We start from the raw sequence: 15361 nt of genomic DNA on the forward strand, positions 1-15361 counted from the left end.
ATTAATACTCTTTTTTAACAGTTCTAGTAAAAATAAAATATCCAAGTGCTATCCATATTGCAGGTAATAAATATAAACTATGTAATAATAAATTCTTACCTATAAATTTTGCAACTATATAGTAAATTACAGCTGCCATTATTGAATACATAACTGCTCTATTTTTTTCATATCTTGGATTAAAATAGCCAAAAGATACAACTAAAAATAGAGATAATAAAGGAAACATAGATGTCAAAATAAAGAAAGTAAAATCATCAATATCTTCACCTTTTTTTATCTTTGTTTTCCAATAGTCAATTGTAGTTGTAAACTTTTCCATTCTACTATTTGCAATAGAATCATTAATTAGCATTGATTTAAAATTGATTTGATTTATCTCTTTTTCATCAATAAAAAAGGCTTTCCCTTCATCTAACTTGAAAGTTAAATCACCCTTATCATTTTTTAAAACTGCTGAATCACTTATGATAAATTGATCTTTATTATATTGTGTTTTAAATAGTTTAATTTGATTATATGTCTTATCATCTTTATCTTGAATATAAATCAACCAGTCTCCAAACTTTTGACCAAATTCAGAAGCTTTAATATTGAAATTGGCTTCTTTCTTTTTTACGTCTAAAAACTGTTTTGTTAAAAACTTTGTTTTTGGAATAAGTCCAACAGATACAAAAACTAAAGCAATTGATAAAAGAAGTGTTAAAGGTAAAAATATTTTCATAACCTTTAATGGATTTAAACCAAATGAAGTAATAACTGTAAGTTCATATTCACTTGCTAACTTAGATAAAGTAATAACTAGTGAAATAAAAAATGAAATAGGTAATGTATAAAATACAATTTGAGGTATAACATAACTATATAGTTGAAATAACTCTAAAAAGTTAATCGTAATAATTGATGTTAATGAAGCAATTTTTACTAAAAATACAACTGATGTAATAAAATATAAACCAAAAAATATTGGGAAAAATGTAATTGCTAACTGAGAATATAAATATTGTTTTAATTTCAAATACTAACCTTTAAAAAATCTTCTAGTACAAAAAAATATTCAACATAAAACCCTAAAACTAAATATGGAATAAAGGGAGTTTGAACATCTTTTTTTACAAAACTTGAATAAATTGATGGTATTATAGCAAAAATTGAAGCTAAAAATACAGCTATTATGGCTGCTTTTACTCCAAGGACTACTGCAATTAATGCTAAAATTGGTATATCCCCCTCACCTAAGGCTTCTTGAGTTCTTAAATTTTCATTTTTTGTAAGTTTTGATTTTATATTTTGCACATAAAATGTAAGTACAAAATTTAGTAAAACAAAAGCTCCAGAAAAAATAAAAGCACTTTTAAAAGCTTCTACTAAAGGCTGAGTTGTTACGAAAAAAGATAAAACTAAAGCAATAAGTAAAAGATAATCAGGAACTGCCTTATGCTTAAAGTCAATAAAACAAAGAGTTAGAAGTACATAAAAAAGAGTAATTGAAATAAAAAACTCATAAGAAAGTTGGAACTTTATAAAAAAAACTAAGGTAAGACAAGCACTTAATAGCTCAACTATAAAATAACTTGCAGGAATTTTTTCTTTACAAAATCCACATTTTGCTTTTAAAAATATGTAAGAAATTAAAGGTATATTATAATACCAAGGGATTGTTTTTTTACAGGAAGGACAAAAACTTCTAGGAGTTACTATTGATAAACCTTGAGGCAGTCTTGAAATCAGTACATTTAAAAATGAACCAATAACCGCCCCAAATATAAAACTAAACAGCTCCAAATCTTCGCTCTCTTGAATTAAAATCACTTATAATATCATCTAATTCATGATTGTTAAAATCAGGCCAGTATGTTTGAGTGAAAAACATTTCAGCATAAGCGTTTTGCCATAATAAATAGTTTGAAAGTCTAACTTCACCACTTGTTCTAATCATAACATCAACATCAGGAATACCTGCTGTATCCAAACAAGACTCTAGGTTTTCTTCACTTACTTCTAAGCCTTTTTCATTTAATCTTTTAACTGCTCTTACAATCTCATCTTTTGAACCATAGTTTAATGCTAAAACTTGAGTTAAACCATCACATTTCGATGTTTTTTCTTCTGTTTGCCTAATAGTTTCTTGAAGTTTCTTAGAAAACTTACTTAAATCACCAATGGCTTTAAAACGAACATTATTTTTTAAATATACTTCAAGTTCATTTTTAAGGTACTTATCTAAAAGCTTCATTAAAAACTCTACTTCAAGTTTTGGTCTTTTCCAGTTTTCAGTTGAGAAAGCATACAAAGTAAGATATTTTACACCTATACTCATACAGTATTTTGTAATATTTCTTACTACTTTAGCACCTTCTTCATGTCCTACTGTTCTTTTTAGACCTCTTTCTTTTGCCCATCTTCCATTGCCATCCATTATCATGGCTATATGAGTTGGGATTTTTTGCTCATTATTCATTAGCTACAAACTCATTTTGTAGTCTATTTAAAATTCCCATTGATATATCTAACTTCTCTCCCTTAAAAGAAAAAGAGTTGTTTTTCAAAATAAGTTCTATTTCATTTGTATCAGAACCAAAACTATTCTCATCATTTAAAATATTTAAACAAACTGCATCAAGATTTTTATTTTCTAACATCGAAGAAGCTGAATTTAAAGCTGTCACTTCATCCATTTCAGCTTTAAAACCAATGCTAATCATTTCACTTTTATCAAGAGAACTTAAAATATCAATATTCTTTTTAAGTTCTAAGTTCCAAGATTCACCAATCATTTCTTTTTTCATTTTCCCCTCTTGAGGAAATTTAGGAATATAATCACTAATAGCAGCAACCATAAATAAAAATGGAGTTTTTTGAATAAGTTCAGGTCTTGAAGAATCCATAAGTGTAGTTTTTGTTAAAACACCTTTTTTAGCAACTCTTACTGAATCAACTAAATACTCATACATTTCTTGTGAGCTTTGTACAGGAATAACGTGAATATCACTTGGTAAATTCTCATGACCTCTTGAACTAACTAAACAAACCTCTGCACCTTTTAAATAAAGTGCCATTGCTAAAGAAGAAGCCATTTTCCCAGATGAGAAGTTTGATAAATATCTTACATCATCAATTTTCTCTACTGTTCCACCACCACTTAATACTACTTTTCTATTTACCCAATACTCATCTTTTAGAAGTTCTCTTGCTGTTGCATAAAATATAGCTTGAGGATCAGCCATCGCCCCATCACCAACATCTTTGCAAACAAGCTCTTTTGTTTGAGTTTGAATAATTTCAAAATTACAAAGTTTAAGCATTTTCATACTTGCTTGTGTTATTGGATTTTTAAGCATATTTGTATTAGCAGCTGGTGCTAAAAGCTTCATTCTTGGATATGCAAGTGCAACTTGTGTTAGTAAATTATCTGCAAGTCCATTTGAAAGTTTATTAATTGTATTTGCACTACATGGTGCTATTACAAAAATATCAGACCATTTTCCTATATCAATGTGATTATAATCTTGATTTTTATCCCAACTCTCATTTGATTCTTCTAAAACTTTGCTTTGCGAAATAGCCTCAAAAGTTATGGGTGAAATAAACTTTTTTGCACCCTCAGTCATTATAACTCTAACTTTTGCACCTGCTTTTATATAAAGTCTTATTAAATCAAGTGTTTTGTAAATTGCAATAGAACCTGTTACTGCAACTAAAATTTTTTTATCTTTTAATAACATCTATCTTCTTTTATTTTTTGTTTTCAAAATGTTTATAAAAGTAGCCTTCTACTGCTCTTTTTTTAGCTCTTGTTGTATAAAGCTGACCACTTTTTACATCTTGTGTTACAGTTGAACCTGCACCAATCATCGTATTATCTTCAAGTGTTACAGGTGCTATTAATTGTGTATCTGAACCTACAAATACATTTTTACCTATAATTGTTTTGTATTTAGAAACACCATCATAATTACAAGTAATTGTACCACAACCAATATTTGTACCCTCATCAATTTCACAATCTCCAAGGTATGATAAATGTCCTGCTTTAACACCATTTAATTTTGCTTTTTTAGTCTCTACAAAATTTCCTATATGTGTAGAATTTAGTTCACTTCCTGGTCTAATTCTAGCCATTGGTCCAGCATCACTATCAATTAAAACAGAATCTTCAATTACTGTATTTGTTTTAATATGTGAATTTACAATTTTTGTATTTCCTAAAAGTGTAACTCCATTTTCTAATATAGATTCACCCTCAATCTCTACACCCTCTTGGATATAAATAGTATCTGGTAACCTCATAATAACACCAGCTTTTAAAAACTCTTTTTTTATTCTATTTTGATGAATAACTTCAGCATCTGCTAATTCAACTTTTGAATTAACACCTTTGAAATTCTCTTCATTTACAGCTAATGGTTTTAAAGTTTTACCTTCATTTATTGCCATTTCAATTAAATCAGTTATATAGTACTCTTTTTGAGCATTAGCATTTGAAAGTTTTGGAAGATTTTCTAATAAAAATTTTGTTTCAAATTGATAAATCCCTGCATTTGCTGTTGTTACAGCTAATTCAGCTTCAGAAGCATCTTTTTGCTCAACAATTTTTTTAACATTTCCATTTTCAACAATAACTCTACCATATCCATCTGCACTATCAAGCTCTAATACAGACATTACAATAGTTGCATCTATATCAAACTTCTTTAACTCTTCTGATTGAATTAATGGCATATCTCCATTTAAAACTAGTGTTTGCTCATACTTAGGAGTAATCCCCATAACAGCCCCACCAGTTCCTGGATAATTTGCATGATCTTGTATTACATAGTTAATATTTTCAAAGTATTTTTCCATCTCATTTTGAACTCTTTGGGCTTGATGATATAGAACAACTGTAATATCATCACTTAATTTTAATGCCTCTTTGATTGAGTAATATAACATTGCTTTACCTGAAATCTCATGTAAAACCTTTGGTTTCTCTGATTTCATTCTTGTACCAGCACCTGCAGCTAAAATAATGATTGACTTATTGTTCATATTTATTATCCTTCTAAAACTTCGTTTACTTCTTTGATTAAATTCTCAGCAACTTCTCTTAATGAATGTCGCATTTTATCATCACTAATATTACTTTTTAATAATTTGAGAAGATTTTTTTCCTTATCTTTGAAAAATTGTGCAACTTTTTTACTTTTTGGGTTTCGATTATACATTAAAACACCAGAGGCAACTAGTGCAATTACAAGTTTTGCATGTCCAAAAATAGCAGCATAATTTAAAAGAGTAAAACCTGCATTATCAGGTTCGTTCATATTTGCACCTGCTGCTATTAGCCATCTTGCAATTTTATAGTTACCCGTCCATTGAGTATGATGCAGGGCTGTTCTTCCTTGTTTATCTTTTATATCTAAATTTACTTTTTTAGTTAGAAGCTTTTCTATAAGTTCTAAATCATCAGCAATTACAGCTTTATGATAAACAGTTCTTCCATCTTTATCTTGAGCTTCAAGATTTACTCTAAACTTTAAAAAGAAGACAAGTCTTTCTAAAAATCTCTCTCTTGCTTCTTTGATTTTTAGTTTCACTCCTGTATCTATCATCACAGATAAAGGAGTATTGCCCTCTTTATCTTTTATATTTGGGTTCATTCCATAATTTAAAAGAGTTTTTATTAATTCAAAATGATTATATTTAACCACATCAAAGAGTACATTCCTTCCATCACTTCTAACTTCATCAAGCTTTGGCTTTAAAGGTAATAGTTTTTTAAATAAAATCAAATACCCCTTAGGTTCTGATTCTTCGTTTTGAATAAGATTTTCAGTTTTATAAATTTTCTCTATTAAGTAGTCAAATGCCGTTTTTTCTTCATGGTCTCTAATATTTACATCTACACCATGTTTAACTAAGTAGGAAATCATCTTAAAGTTAGGATAACCTTTTATTACTTCTTTAAAGAAAATAGTTTGACCTTTTTCATCTTTGGTATTAATATTTGCACCACTTTTTAATAAGAATTCTATATTTTCATAATTTTGTTTTTGTATTGCTTTCCATAAAGTAGTATTTCCCTCATCATCAAATCTATCAACTAATAAACCATTTTTGATTAGCAATGAGGCTAAACTTAAATAGTTTTTATCCCCTTTAATAGTTACATATTTTCCATCTAATTCAGATGGTTTTAGTTTTTGAAGCTCTAAAACATACAAAATTTCATCAAGTATAGTTCTATGACTTTTATCAACCGTATTTAAATTTACTCCTTTTTTCACTAGAAGCATAATCAAATCTAAACTATTTTCACCTTGTAAAATAGCATTAAATAAAACAGTTTGACCACTTATATCTTTTTTATTAATATCTATACCATTTAAGATAAGTGTTTTAGCAATCTCAGTATCTTCTTTTAATACAGCAGGGAAGAGTACTGTTTGTTCATTTTCATCTAAAAGATTAATATCATCTATATTATTTATAACCTCTTTAACTATATTTACATTTCCACCCTCAACAGCATCATATAAAACTGTTTTGTTATAGTTGTCTTTTAAATTGTATTCAGGATTGTAATTCATTAGAACTCTAAAAGTTTTATAATCACCTTCAAGAGCCACATCTTGTAAAATTGTTCTATTTGAGGAGTTTTTATCATTTACATTACAGCCATTATCAAGAAGAAATCGAATCATCATTCCATCACCTCTAAAAACAGCTTCAGCTAAAGCATTTCTTCCATACTCATCTTCAATAGTTAAATCTATTTTGTTTTCTAGAAGGATTTTTATTGCATCAATTTTTCTTTTTGCAATTAGAGAAAAAAGAATAGTTCTTCCTTTTTCATCTACTTGATTTATATCTATGCCATCATCTATTATTTTTTGGATTTTACTTTTATCAACATTGTTTTTAAGTAGCTCTTTTTGAAAAATATCTGAATCACTACCTTTAAACAATTTATTAATCATGGCATATTTTCCTTATAATTTAAATACTTTTTATTTTTAGTATTTATTTTATCTAAATTTGTATTTTTTCTACTTAAAACTATCTTTGTTTCTTCTTCTACCATATACTCTTTTTTTATTATTATTTTTATCTCCATAGTCTTTATGTCTAGGCTTAGAAAAATTATTTGACCTGTCTTGTACAAGATTTGATTTTAAAGTTTGCTCTATAAATGAGTTAAAAGAGTTCCTTAAAATAAAAGCTTTATCATGGTCTGGGAAAATGTCTGGCATTTTATACGAAAGCCATAAATATAAAGATATTTTTTTAACTTCGTCCTCTACTAAAAGTAAATCTCTTTGTGTTATTTCAGTCTTTTTAGGAAGGGTAATAGATGGTCTATATCTACAAACTTTTTTTCTAATAACTGCTGCAATATATGCTTGATATGCTTGCAATATAATAGGTGACTTAGTTGTAATTGGAGCTTGAGCTAATAAATACTTATCTTCAAGTTTTAGATTATGTCTTGTGTCTACAATTTTTGAAGCTTCAAGCATTGAAGAGATATTTGAAGCAATAAAAGGTCCACTAAAATACATATTTTTTGCAAAATATATTAAAGTCTTTGTTAAAGATTTTGTTTTTATATGACTTGCTAAACCTTCTAATTGTGCTGCATTAATTTTTACTTTAAAAGGTGGCTTTATAGTTTTTATAGGCTTTTTATACTCACTTTGAATATGCTTTAAAACATCCCTTCTTGTTGCGCCAAAAAGTCCTGCCTCAAAATGCCCATATCTTCCTGCACGTCCTACAATTTGTGTTATTTCATTAACAGTTAGTTTTCTTCTACTAATGCCATCAAACTTTGTATCAGTTGTAAAAAGGATTGTATGAATAGGAAGATTTAGACCCATTGCTATTGCATCAGTTGCTATTAAAATATCACTTTGCCCTTCTCTAAATCTTTTTGCTTCATCACGTCTAACCTCAGGAGATAAATTTCCATAAATTACAGAAACTCTATATTTCTTTTGAAGTTTTTGCTTTAGTTTTAAAACATCTGCTCTTGAAAAAGCAATAAGTGCTGTTCCGCTACTTAAATTATCTAAAGAAGTGTGTCTTTCCATAACTTCTAAAGGTGTTTTTCTTTTATGTTTTACAACTTCTAATTCTTCCCCTAAATAAGAAGCTACTTTTTTTACAGCTTCTAGGGCATTTACACTTCCCGTCATAATTACTTTTTTTGCAGGAGCACCAATAATAGCATTTACCCATGCCCAACCTCTATCATTGTCATCTAGCATTTGAACTTCATCAATTACTGCAACATCAACATCCAAATCAAAATCCAGCATCTCTATGGTTGAACAAACATGTGCAGCATCTTCATCAAAGATTTGCTCTTCACCTGTTACTAAACTTGCATCAATATCTGATGCTTTTAAATCCTCATATCCTTCTAAAGCCAAAAGCCTTAAAGGAGCTAAATATAAACCTGAATTTGCTTGCTTTAACTGTTTCATAGCATTATAAGTTTTTCCTGAGTTTGTAGGTCCTACGTAAAACTCTAATTTTCTGTTTAAACTTCGTGCTAGAGGGTAAAGCTCTTTTAAATCACAATTTAATAGTGTGTGTAGTTGTTCTTGCCAATTTTCTTTCATGGACGTATTATAGTTAATACTATATAATATCGTATTAAATGAAACAGGATTATAAATGAATTGTGAATATTTTGGGCAATGTGGCTCATGTACTTTATATGATAAAAGCTACGAAGAACAACTTGAAGTAAAAATACAAAGAGAAAAAGAAAGATTCTTAAACTTTACAAGTGAAGAGTTTGATATTATCAAAAGCGATGAAGAAAACTTCAGATATAGAGCAGAGTTTAGAATTTGGAAGAATTTCGATGAAAATGATAATCCAACTCTATCTTATGCAATGACAAGTTTTGATAAAACTACACTAGAAATAGATTCATGTCAAATTGTAAGTTTACAAATAAAAGAGTTAATGCCTAAACTTTTAGAAGAAATTCAAAGTTCACATACAATGTCTTTTAAGGTTTATGCCATAGAGTTTTTAGGTTCTACAACGAAAGATATGCTTGTAACAATAATTTATCATAGAAAACTTGATGAACAATGGAGTGAAGAAGCAAAAAAACTTGAAGAAAAATATGGAATAAAAATAATTGGAAGAAGTAGAAAACAAAAAGTAATTTTAAGTAATGATTATATAGATGAGACTTTAAATATTAATAATCAAGACTTTTACTTCCAATATAAAGAAGGTGGTTTTACACAACCTAATACAAAAGTAAATGTAAAAATGATTGAATGGGTATTAAATAACATCAATCGAAGTGAAAGTGACTTATGTGAATTATATTGTGGTGGTGGGAATTTTACAATCCCTTTATCTACAAAGTTTAGAAAAGTTTTAGCAACTGAAATTTCAAAAACATCAATTAATTCAGCTTTAAAAAACTGTGAACTAAATAGTACTTCAAATATCGATTTTGTAAGGATGAGTGCTGAAGAATTTGTAGAAGCACTAGAAGAAAAAAGAGAGTTCACTAGACTTAAAAATATTGATTTAAAAAGCTATGATTTTTCAACTATTTTTGTTGATCCACCAAGAGCAGGACTTGATGACTTAACAAGACAATTAGTTACAAACTATAATCAAATAATTTATATTTCATGTAATCCAGAAACTCTTCACAGAGATTTAGAAGTGCTAACAAAGACTCATAGCATAGAAAAATTTGCATTATTTGACCAGTTTGCATATACAAAACATATCGAAACTGGCGTTATTTTAAACAAAATTTAAACTTAGCTTAGCTAATATATATTTATATATAATGTAATGGAATCCTAAAAAGGGAATAATAAAATGAGAATCAATACAAACGTAGCTTCTTTACAAGCAAGAGAAGCGAATGCAAATACAAATAAAACTTTAAACTCTTCATTAGAGAAATTAAGTTCAGGTCTTAGAATCAACAAAGCAAGTGATGATGCTTCAGGACTTGCAATTGCTGATAAATTAAGAACACAAGCAAGTGGTACAGGTCAAGCTATCTCAAATGGTAACTCTGCTATTGCTTTAACTCAAATTGCTGATAAAGCTATGGCTGAACAATCTAATATTTTAGATATTGTTAAAACGAAACTAATTCAAGCAGCTACTGCTACTACTTCTACTGCTGGTAGACAAGCTATTGGTAAAGATGTAGATAAACTATTAGATCAGTTAGACAATATTGCACAACAAACTAATTACAATGGTATTCAACTTTTACAAGGTGATACTACTTTTAGAACTGGGGCTACTGCTGCTTCACATACATTCCAAATGGGTGATAAAGCTGCTAATACTATTTCTACTAGTGATACTGTGCAATCAAATACAACTGGTTTAAGTTTAGGTGGTTTACTTGGTCAAGTTAGTGCTGGTGTTACTAGTGCTGGTGGAACTGGTCTTACTGCTGCTAATGCTAGAACTCAGATGTTAGAAATTGATCAAGCTTTAGATAAACTAAATGGATGGAGAGCGGACTTCGGTTCTACTCAAAACCAATTAGAATCAGCTGTTAGAAACCTAGCAACACAACAAACTAATATCAAAGCAGCTGAGTCTGTTATTAGAGATGTTGATTATGCTGCTGAAAGTGCTAACTTCAATAAACAAAACATTATCTCACAAGCTGGAACTTATGCTATGAGTCAGGCTAATAATGTATCTCAAAATGTTATGAGACTACTTCAATAGAGATAAATAGTTAAAAAAGATAGATAAGGTCTAGTTTTTTCTAGGCCTTTTTTTATATCTTTGTTTTATTTAATCTAATTTTAAGAATTGGTGTGTAATAATTCTATTATACCTTTAGGAAAAGGAATGACACTTCTGGGTGTTAATCCCTTTCCTAAAGGGAAAATGTATAGGAATCAATTGATTCCGAAGAGTTAAACTCTATGCTTGGTGAAACAAGAATGTTATTAGGCTCCCGTATCAGGGTAAATCTTTTTAATCTCGAAAAGGATTTATTATGAGAATCAATACAAATGTAGCTGCTATGCAAGCTATGGAATCAAACTCAAATACAAACAAAACTTTAGGTACTTCTTTAGAGAAATTATCTTCAGGTCTTAGAATCAACAAAGCTAGTGATGATGCTTCTGGTTTATCTATTGCTGATAAATTAAGAACACAAGCAAGTGGTACTGGTCAGGCTATTTCAAATGGTAGTTCTGCAATTGCTTTAACTCAAATTGCTGATAAAGCTATGGCTGAACAATCTAATATTTTAGATATTGTTAAAACGAAACTAATTCAAGCAGCTACTGCTACTACTTCTACTGCTGGTAGAGTTTCTATTTCAAAAGACGTAGATAAACTGTTAACACAATTAGATAATATTGCTGCTCAAACTAACTACAATGGTATTCAACTTTTACAAGGTGATACTACATTAGCAAGTACAAATACAGCTTCTTCACATACATTCCAAATGGGTGATAAAGCTGCTAATACTATTTCTACTAGTGATAGTGTACATTCTAATACAGTAGGGTTAAGCTTAAATGGTTTATCAGGAATGGTTAGTGCTGGTGTTACTAGTGCTGGTGGAACTGGTATTACAGCAGGAAATGCTAGAACTCAGATGTTAGAAATTGATCAAGCCTTAGATAGACTAAATGGATGGAGAGCAGACTTCGGTTCTACTCAAAACCAATTAGAATCAGCTGTTAGAAACTTAAGTACTCAACAAACTAATATTAAAAATGCAGAATCTGTTATTAGAGATGTTGATTATGCTCAAGAGAGTGCGAACTTTAATAAACAAAACATAATTGCACAAGCGGGGACTTATGCATTAAGTCAAGCAAATGCAATGCAACAAAATGTTACTAGATTATTACAATAATTTGTATTGATTTATTTGTGGAGTTTATGGGGTTGAAACATTTATTATAGGGATCAAGTGATTCCGAAGAAGGCTCTCCTTCTATGCTTGGGTAAAATCAAGAACGTTTCAGGCTCCCGTATCAGGGTAAATCTTTTTATCATATAAAGGATTTATTATGAGAATTAACACAAATGTAGCTGCAATGACAGCTCAAGAATCGGCATCAAGAACTAATTCTAATTTAAGTAATTCATTAGAAAAATTAAGTTCAGGTCTTAGAATTAATAAAGCAAGTGATGATTCATCTGGATTAGCAATTGCTGATAAACTAAGAACACAAGCAAGTGGTACAGGTCAAGCTATATCAAATGGTAATTCAGCTATTGCTTTAACACAAATTGCTGATAAAGCTATGGCTGAACAATCTAATATTTTAGATATTGTTAAAACGAAATTAATTCAAGCATCAACTGCTACAACTTCTACTGCTGGTAGAGTTGCTATTTCAAAAGACGTTTCTAAATTATTAGACCAGTTAGATAATATTGCATCGCAAACAAACTATAATGGTATTCAACTATTACAAGCAAGTGCGACAGGTACTGGAACAGCATCGTCACAAACATTCCAAATGGGTGATAAAGCTGCTAATACTATTTCTACTGGGGATAGTGTTCAGTCAAATACAACTGGATTAAGTTTAGCGCCATTAGATGGTTTAGTTAGTGCTGGTGTTACTAGTGCTGGTGGAGCAGGTATTACTGCTGCTAATGCTAGAACACAAATGTTAGAAGTTGACCAAGCAATTGATAGACTAAATGGATGGAGAGCGGACTTCGGTTCTACTCAAAACCAATTAGAATCAGCTGTTAGAAACTTAGGTACACAACAAACTAACATCAAAAATGCAGAGTCTGTTATTAGAGATGTTGACTATGCTCAAGAGAGTGCGAACTTTAGTAAACAAAATATTGTTGCTCAAGCTGGTACTTATGCTATGAGTCAAGCCAATGCAATGCAACAAAATGTACTAAGATTATTACAATAGTTAATAATTTAAGGCTTGTGTTTAAATTAATATATTTAAACATTTATAAATTAACTTTCAAGGATTTACTCCTTGTAAAGTTATTTATATAAATCTTTAAATTATTGTTGTGAAATATCCGAGTAATATTTGATAAGAGTAATATGTAATTGTATAGGTATAAATTTATGCCGAAGAGTTAAAACTCTATGCTCAGTAATATGAGAAGGTTTTCAGGCTCCCGTATCAGGGTAAATCTTTTTAATCTCGAAAAGGATTTATTATGAGAATCAATACAAACGTAGCTTCTTTACAAGCAAGAGAAGCGAATGCAAATACAAATAAAACTTTAAACTCTTCATTAGAGAAATTAAGTTCAGGTCTTAGAATCAACAAAGCAAGTGATGATGCTTCAGGACTTGCAATTGCTGATAAATTAAGAACACAAGCAAGTGGTACAGGTCAAGCTATCTCAAATGGTAACTCTGCTATTGCTTTAACTCAAATTGCTGATAAAGCTATGGCTGAACAATCTAATATTTTAGATATTGTTAAAACGAAACTAATTCAAGCAGCTACTGCTACTACTTCTACTGCTGGTAGACAAGCTATTGGTAAAGATGTAGATAAACTATTAGATCAGTTAGACAATATTGCACAACAAACTAATTACAATGGTATTCAACTTTTACAAGGTGATACTACTTTTAGAACTGGGGCTACTGCTGCTTCACATACATTCCAAATGGGTGATAAAGCTGCTAATACTATTTCTACTAGTGATACTGTGCAATCAAATACAACTGGTTTAAGTTTAGGTGGTTTACTTGGTCAAGTTAGTGCTGGTGTTACTAGTGCTGGTGGAACTGGTCTTACTGCTGCTAATGCTAGAACTCAGATGTTAGAAATTGATCAAGCTTTAGATAAACTAAATGGATGGAGAGCGGACTTCGGTTCTACTCAAAACCAATTAGAATCAGCTGTTAGAAACCTAGCAACACAACAAACTAATATCAAAGCAGCTGAGTCTGTTATTAGAGATGTTGATTATGCTGCTGAAAGTGCTAACTTCAATAAACAAAACATTATCTCACAAGCTGGAACTTATGCTATGAGTCAGGCTAATAATGTATCTCAAAATGTTATGAGACTACTTCAATAGAGATAAATAGTTAAAAAAGATAGATAAGGTCTAGTTTTTTCTAGGCCTTTTTTTATATCTTTGTTTTATTTAATCTAATTTTAAGAATTGGTGTGTAATAATTCTATTATACCTTTAGGAAAAGGAATGACACTTCTGGGTGTTAATCCCTTTCCTAAAGGGAAAATGTATAGGAATCAATTGATTCCGAAGAGTTAAACTCTATGCTTGGTGAAACAAGAATGTTATTAGGCTCCCGTATCAGGGTAAATCTTTTTAATCTCGAAAAGGATTTATTATGAGAATCAATACAAATGTAGCTGCTATGCAAGCTATGGAATCAAACTCAAATACAAACAAAACTTTAGGTACTTCTTTAGAGAAATTATCTTCAGGTCTTAGAATCAACAAAGCTAGTGATGATGCTTCTGGTTTATCTATTGCTGATAAATTAAGAACACAAGCAAGTGGTACTGGTCAGGCTATTTCAAATGGTAGTTCTGCAATTGCTTTAACTCAAATTGCTGATAAAGCTATGGCTGAACAATCTAATATTTTAGATATTGTTAAAACGAAACTAATTCAAGCAGCTACTGCTACTACTTCTACTGCTGGTAGACAAGCTATTGGTAAAGACGTAGATAAACTATTAGACCAGTTAGACAATATTGCACAACAAACTAACTACAATGGTATTCAACTTTTACAAGGTGATACTACATTTAGAACTGGTGCTACTGCCTCTTCACATACATTCCAAATGGGTGATAAAGCTGCTAATACTATTTCTACTAGTGATACTGTAAGATCAAATACTACTGGATTAAGTTTAAATGGTTTAGTTGGAATGGTTAGTGCTGGTGTTACTAGTGCTGGTGGAACTGGTATTACAGCAGGAAATGCTAGAACTCAGATGTTAGAAATTGACCAAGCAATTGATAGACTAAATGGATGGAGAGCAGACTTCGGTTCTACTCAAAACCAATTAGAATCAGCTGTTAGAAACTTAAGTACTCAACAAACTAATATTAAAAATGCAGAATCTGTTATTAGAGATGTTGATTATGCTCAAGAGAGTGCGAACTTTAATAAACAAAACATAATTGCACAAGCGGGGACTTATGCATTAAGTCAAGCAAATGCAATGCAACAAAATGTTACTAGATTATTACAATAATTTGTATTGATTTATTTGTGGAGTTTATGGGGTTGAAACATTTATTATAGGGATCAAGTGATTCCGAAGAAGGCTCTCCTTCTATGCTTGGGTAAAATCAAGAACGTTTCAGGCTCCCGTATCAGGGTAAATCTTTTTATCATATAAAGG

Annotated in this window: 13 protein-coding genes; 6 read left to right on the top strand and 7 right to left on the bottom strand. The window is 30.1% G+C overall.

Features of this window, described 5'->3' with window-relative positions:
* Position 1: 1 nt before the first annotated feature.
* From NJU99_RS14015 to NJU99_RS14045, 7 genes are all read right to left on the bottom strand, one after another.
* Positions 2 to 1018, bottom strand: coding sequence for an LptF/LptG family permease (locus NJU99_RS14015; protein ID WP_254576528.1), 1017 nt, complete (start codon positions 1016 to 1018; stop codon positions 2 to 4).
* Entirely contained in the window at positions 1015 to 1812 is a 798-nt protein-coding gene (locus NJU99_RS14020) for a prepilin peptidase (protein ID WP_254576529.1), read from the bottom strand. Before NJU99_RS14020 ends, NJU99_RS14015 begins: the two co-directional genes overlap by 4 nt.
* Positions 1772 to 2461 carry a di-trans,poly-cis-decaprenylcistransferase gene (locus NJU99_RS14025; RefSeq protein WP_254576530.1) on the bottom strand — a complete coding sequence of 230 codons (690 nt, stop codon included), beginning with the start codon at positions 2459 to 2461 and terminating at the stop codon, positions 1772 to 1774. The genes NJU99_RS14020 and NJU99_RS14025 overlap by 41 nt, the downstream gene beginning before the upstream one ends.
* Positions 2454 to 3725, bottom strand: coding sequence for a bifunctional phosphopantothenoylcysteine decarboxylase/phosphopantothenate--cysteine ligase CoaBC (gene coaBC / locus NJU99_RS14030; RefSeq protein WP_254576531.1), 1272 nt, complete (start codon positions 3723 to 3725; stop codon positions 2454 to 2456). The genes NJU99_RS14025 and coaBC overlap by 8 nt, the downstream gene beginning before the upstream one ends.
* Before the next feature lie 10 nt (positions 3726 to 3735).
* A complete protein-coding gene (glmU, locus tag NJU99_RS14035) occupies positions 3736 to 5031 on the bottom strand; it encodes a bifunctional UDP-N-acetylglucosamine diphosphorylase/glucosamine-1-phosphate N-acetyltransferase GlmU (RefSeq protein WP_254576532.1) in 1296 nt (431 codons plus the stop codon).
* A gap of 5 nt (positions 5032 to 5036) precedes the next feature.
* Positions 5037 to 6962, bottom strand: a complete 1926-nt coding sequence (locus NJU99_RS14040; protein WP_254576533.1) for an ankyrin repeat domain-containing protein — start codon at positions 6960 to 6962, stop codon at positions 5037 to 5039.
* A gap of 69 nt (positions 6963 to 7031) precedes the next feature.
* Positions 7032 to 8609 carry a helicase-related protein gene (locus NJU99_RS14045; RefSeq protein WP_254576534.1) on the bottom strand — a complete coding sequence of 526 codons (1578 nt, stop codon included), beginning with the start codon at positions 8607 to 8609 and terminating at the stop codon, positions 7032 to 7034.
* 55 nt (positions 8610 to 8664) lie between these two features.
* Between NJU99_RS14045 and trmA the strand changes: the two genes are divergently transcribed.
* From trmA to NJU99_RS14075, 6 genes are all read left to right on the top strand, one after another.
* Positions 8665 to 9786: a tRNA (uridine(54)-C5)-methyltransferase TrmA gene (gene trmA / locus NJU99_RS14050; RefSeq protein WP_254576535.1), complete on the top strand. Its 1122-nt coding sequence runs from the start codon at positions 8665 to 8667 to the stop codon at positions 9784 to 9786.
* A 63-nt stretch (positions 9787 to 9849) separates the two neighbouring features.
* Positions 9850 to 10728, top strand: coding sequence for a flagellin N-terminal helical domain-containing protein (locus tag NJU99_RS14055; protein WP_254576536.1), 879 nt, complete (start codon positions 9850 to 9852; stop codon positions 10726 to 10728).
* A 277-nt stretch (positions 10729 to 11005) separates the two neighbouring features.
* Positions 11006 to 11884: a flagellin N-terminal helical domain-containing protein gene (locus NJU99_RS14060; protein WP_254576537.1), complete on the top strand. Its 879-nt coding sequence runs from the start codon at positions 11006 to 11008 to the stop codon at positions 11882 to 11884.
* A 157-nt stretch (positions 11885 to 12041) separates the two neighbouring features.
* A complete protein-coding gene (locus NJU99_RS14065; protein ID WP_254576538.1) occupies positions 12042 to 12914 on the top strand; it encodes a flagellin N-terminal helical domain-containing protein in 873 nt (290 codons plus the stop codon).
* Positions 12915 to 13176: 262 nt separating this feature from the next.
* Positions 13177 to 14055 carry a flagellin N-terminal helical domain-containing protein gene (locus NJU99_RS14070; protein WP_254576536.1) on the top strand — a complete coding sequence of 293 codons (879 nt, stop codon included), beginning with the start codon at positions 13177 to 13179 and terminating at the stop codon, positions 14053 to 14055.
* 277 nt (positions 14056 to 14332) lie between these two features.
* Positions 14333 to 15211 carry a flagellin N-terminal helical domain-containing protein gene (locus NJU99_RS14075; RefSeq protein WP_254576539.1) on the top strand — a complete coding sequence of 293 codons (879 nt, stop codon included), beginning with the start codon at positions 14333 to 14335 and terminating at the stop codon, positions 15209 to 15211.
* Positions 15212 to 15361 lie beyond the last annotated feature (150 nt).

It is taken from the genome of Arcobacter roscoffensis (assembly GCF_024267655.1).
Classification (GTDB): domain Bacteria; phylum Campylobacterota; class Campylobacteria; order Campylobacterales; family Arcobacteraceae; genus Arcobacter_B; species Arcobacter_B roscoffensis.

Coding starts and splice junctions, on each gene's coding strand:
- NJU99_RS14025 (WP_254576530.1), bottom strand. CDS start 2,461: ATGAATAATGAGCAAAAAATCCCAACTCATATAGCCATGATAATGGAT.
- coaBC (WP_254576531.1), bottom strand. CDS start 3,725: ATGTTATTAAAAGATAAAAAAATTTTAGTTGCAGTAACAGGTTCTATT.
- glmU (WP_254576532.1), bottom strand. CDS start 5,031: ATGAACAATAAGTCAATCATTATTTTAGCTGCAGGTGCTGGTACAAGA.
- NJU99_RS14040 (WP_254576533.1), bottom strand. CDS start 6,962: ATGATTAATAAATTGTTTAAAGGTAGTGATTCAGATATTTTTCAAAAA.
- NJU99_RS14045 (WP_254576534.1), bottom strand. CDS start 8,609: ATGAAAGAAAATTGGCAAGAACAACTACACACACTATTAAATTGTGAT.
- trmA (WP_254576535.1), top strand. CDS start 8,665: ATGAATTGTGAATATTTTGGGCAATGTGGCTCATGTACTTTATATGAT.
- NJU99_RS14055 (WP_254576536.1), top strand. CDS start 9,850: ATGAGAATCAATACAAACGTAGCTTCTTTACAAGCAAGAGAAGCGAAT.
- NJU99_RS14060 (WP_254576537.1), top strand. CDS start 11,006: ATGAGAATCAATACAAATGTAGCTGCTATGCAAGCTATGGAATCAAAC.
- NJU99_RS14065 (WP_254576538.1), top strand. CDS start 12,042: ATGAGAATTAACACAAATGTAGCTGCAATGACAGCTCAAGAATCGGCA.
- NJU99_RS14070 (WP_254576536.1), top strand. CDS start 13,177: ATGAGAATCAATACAAACGTAGCTTCTTTACAAGCAAGAGAAGCGAAT.
- NJU99_RS14075 (WP_254576539.1), top strand. CDS start 14,333: ATGAGAATCAATACAAATGTAGCTGCTATGCAAGCTATGGAATCAAAC.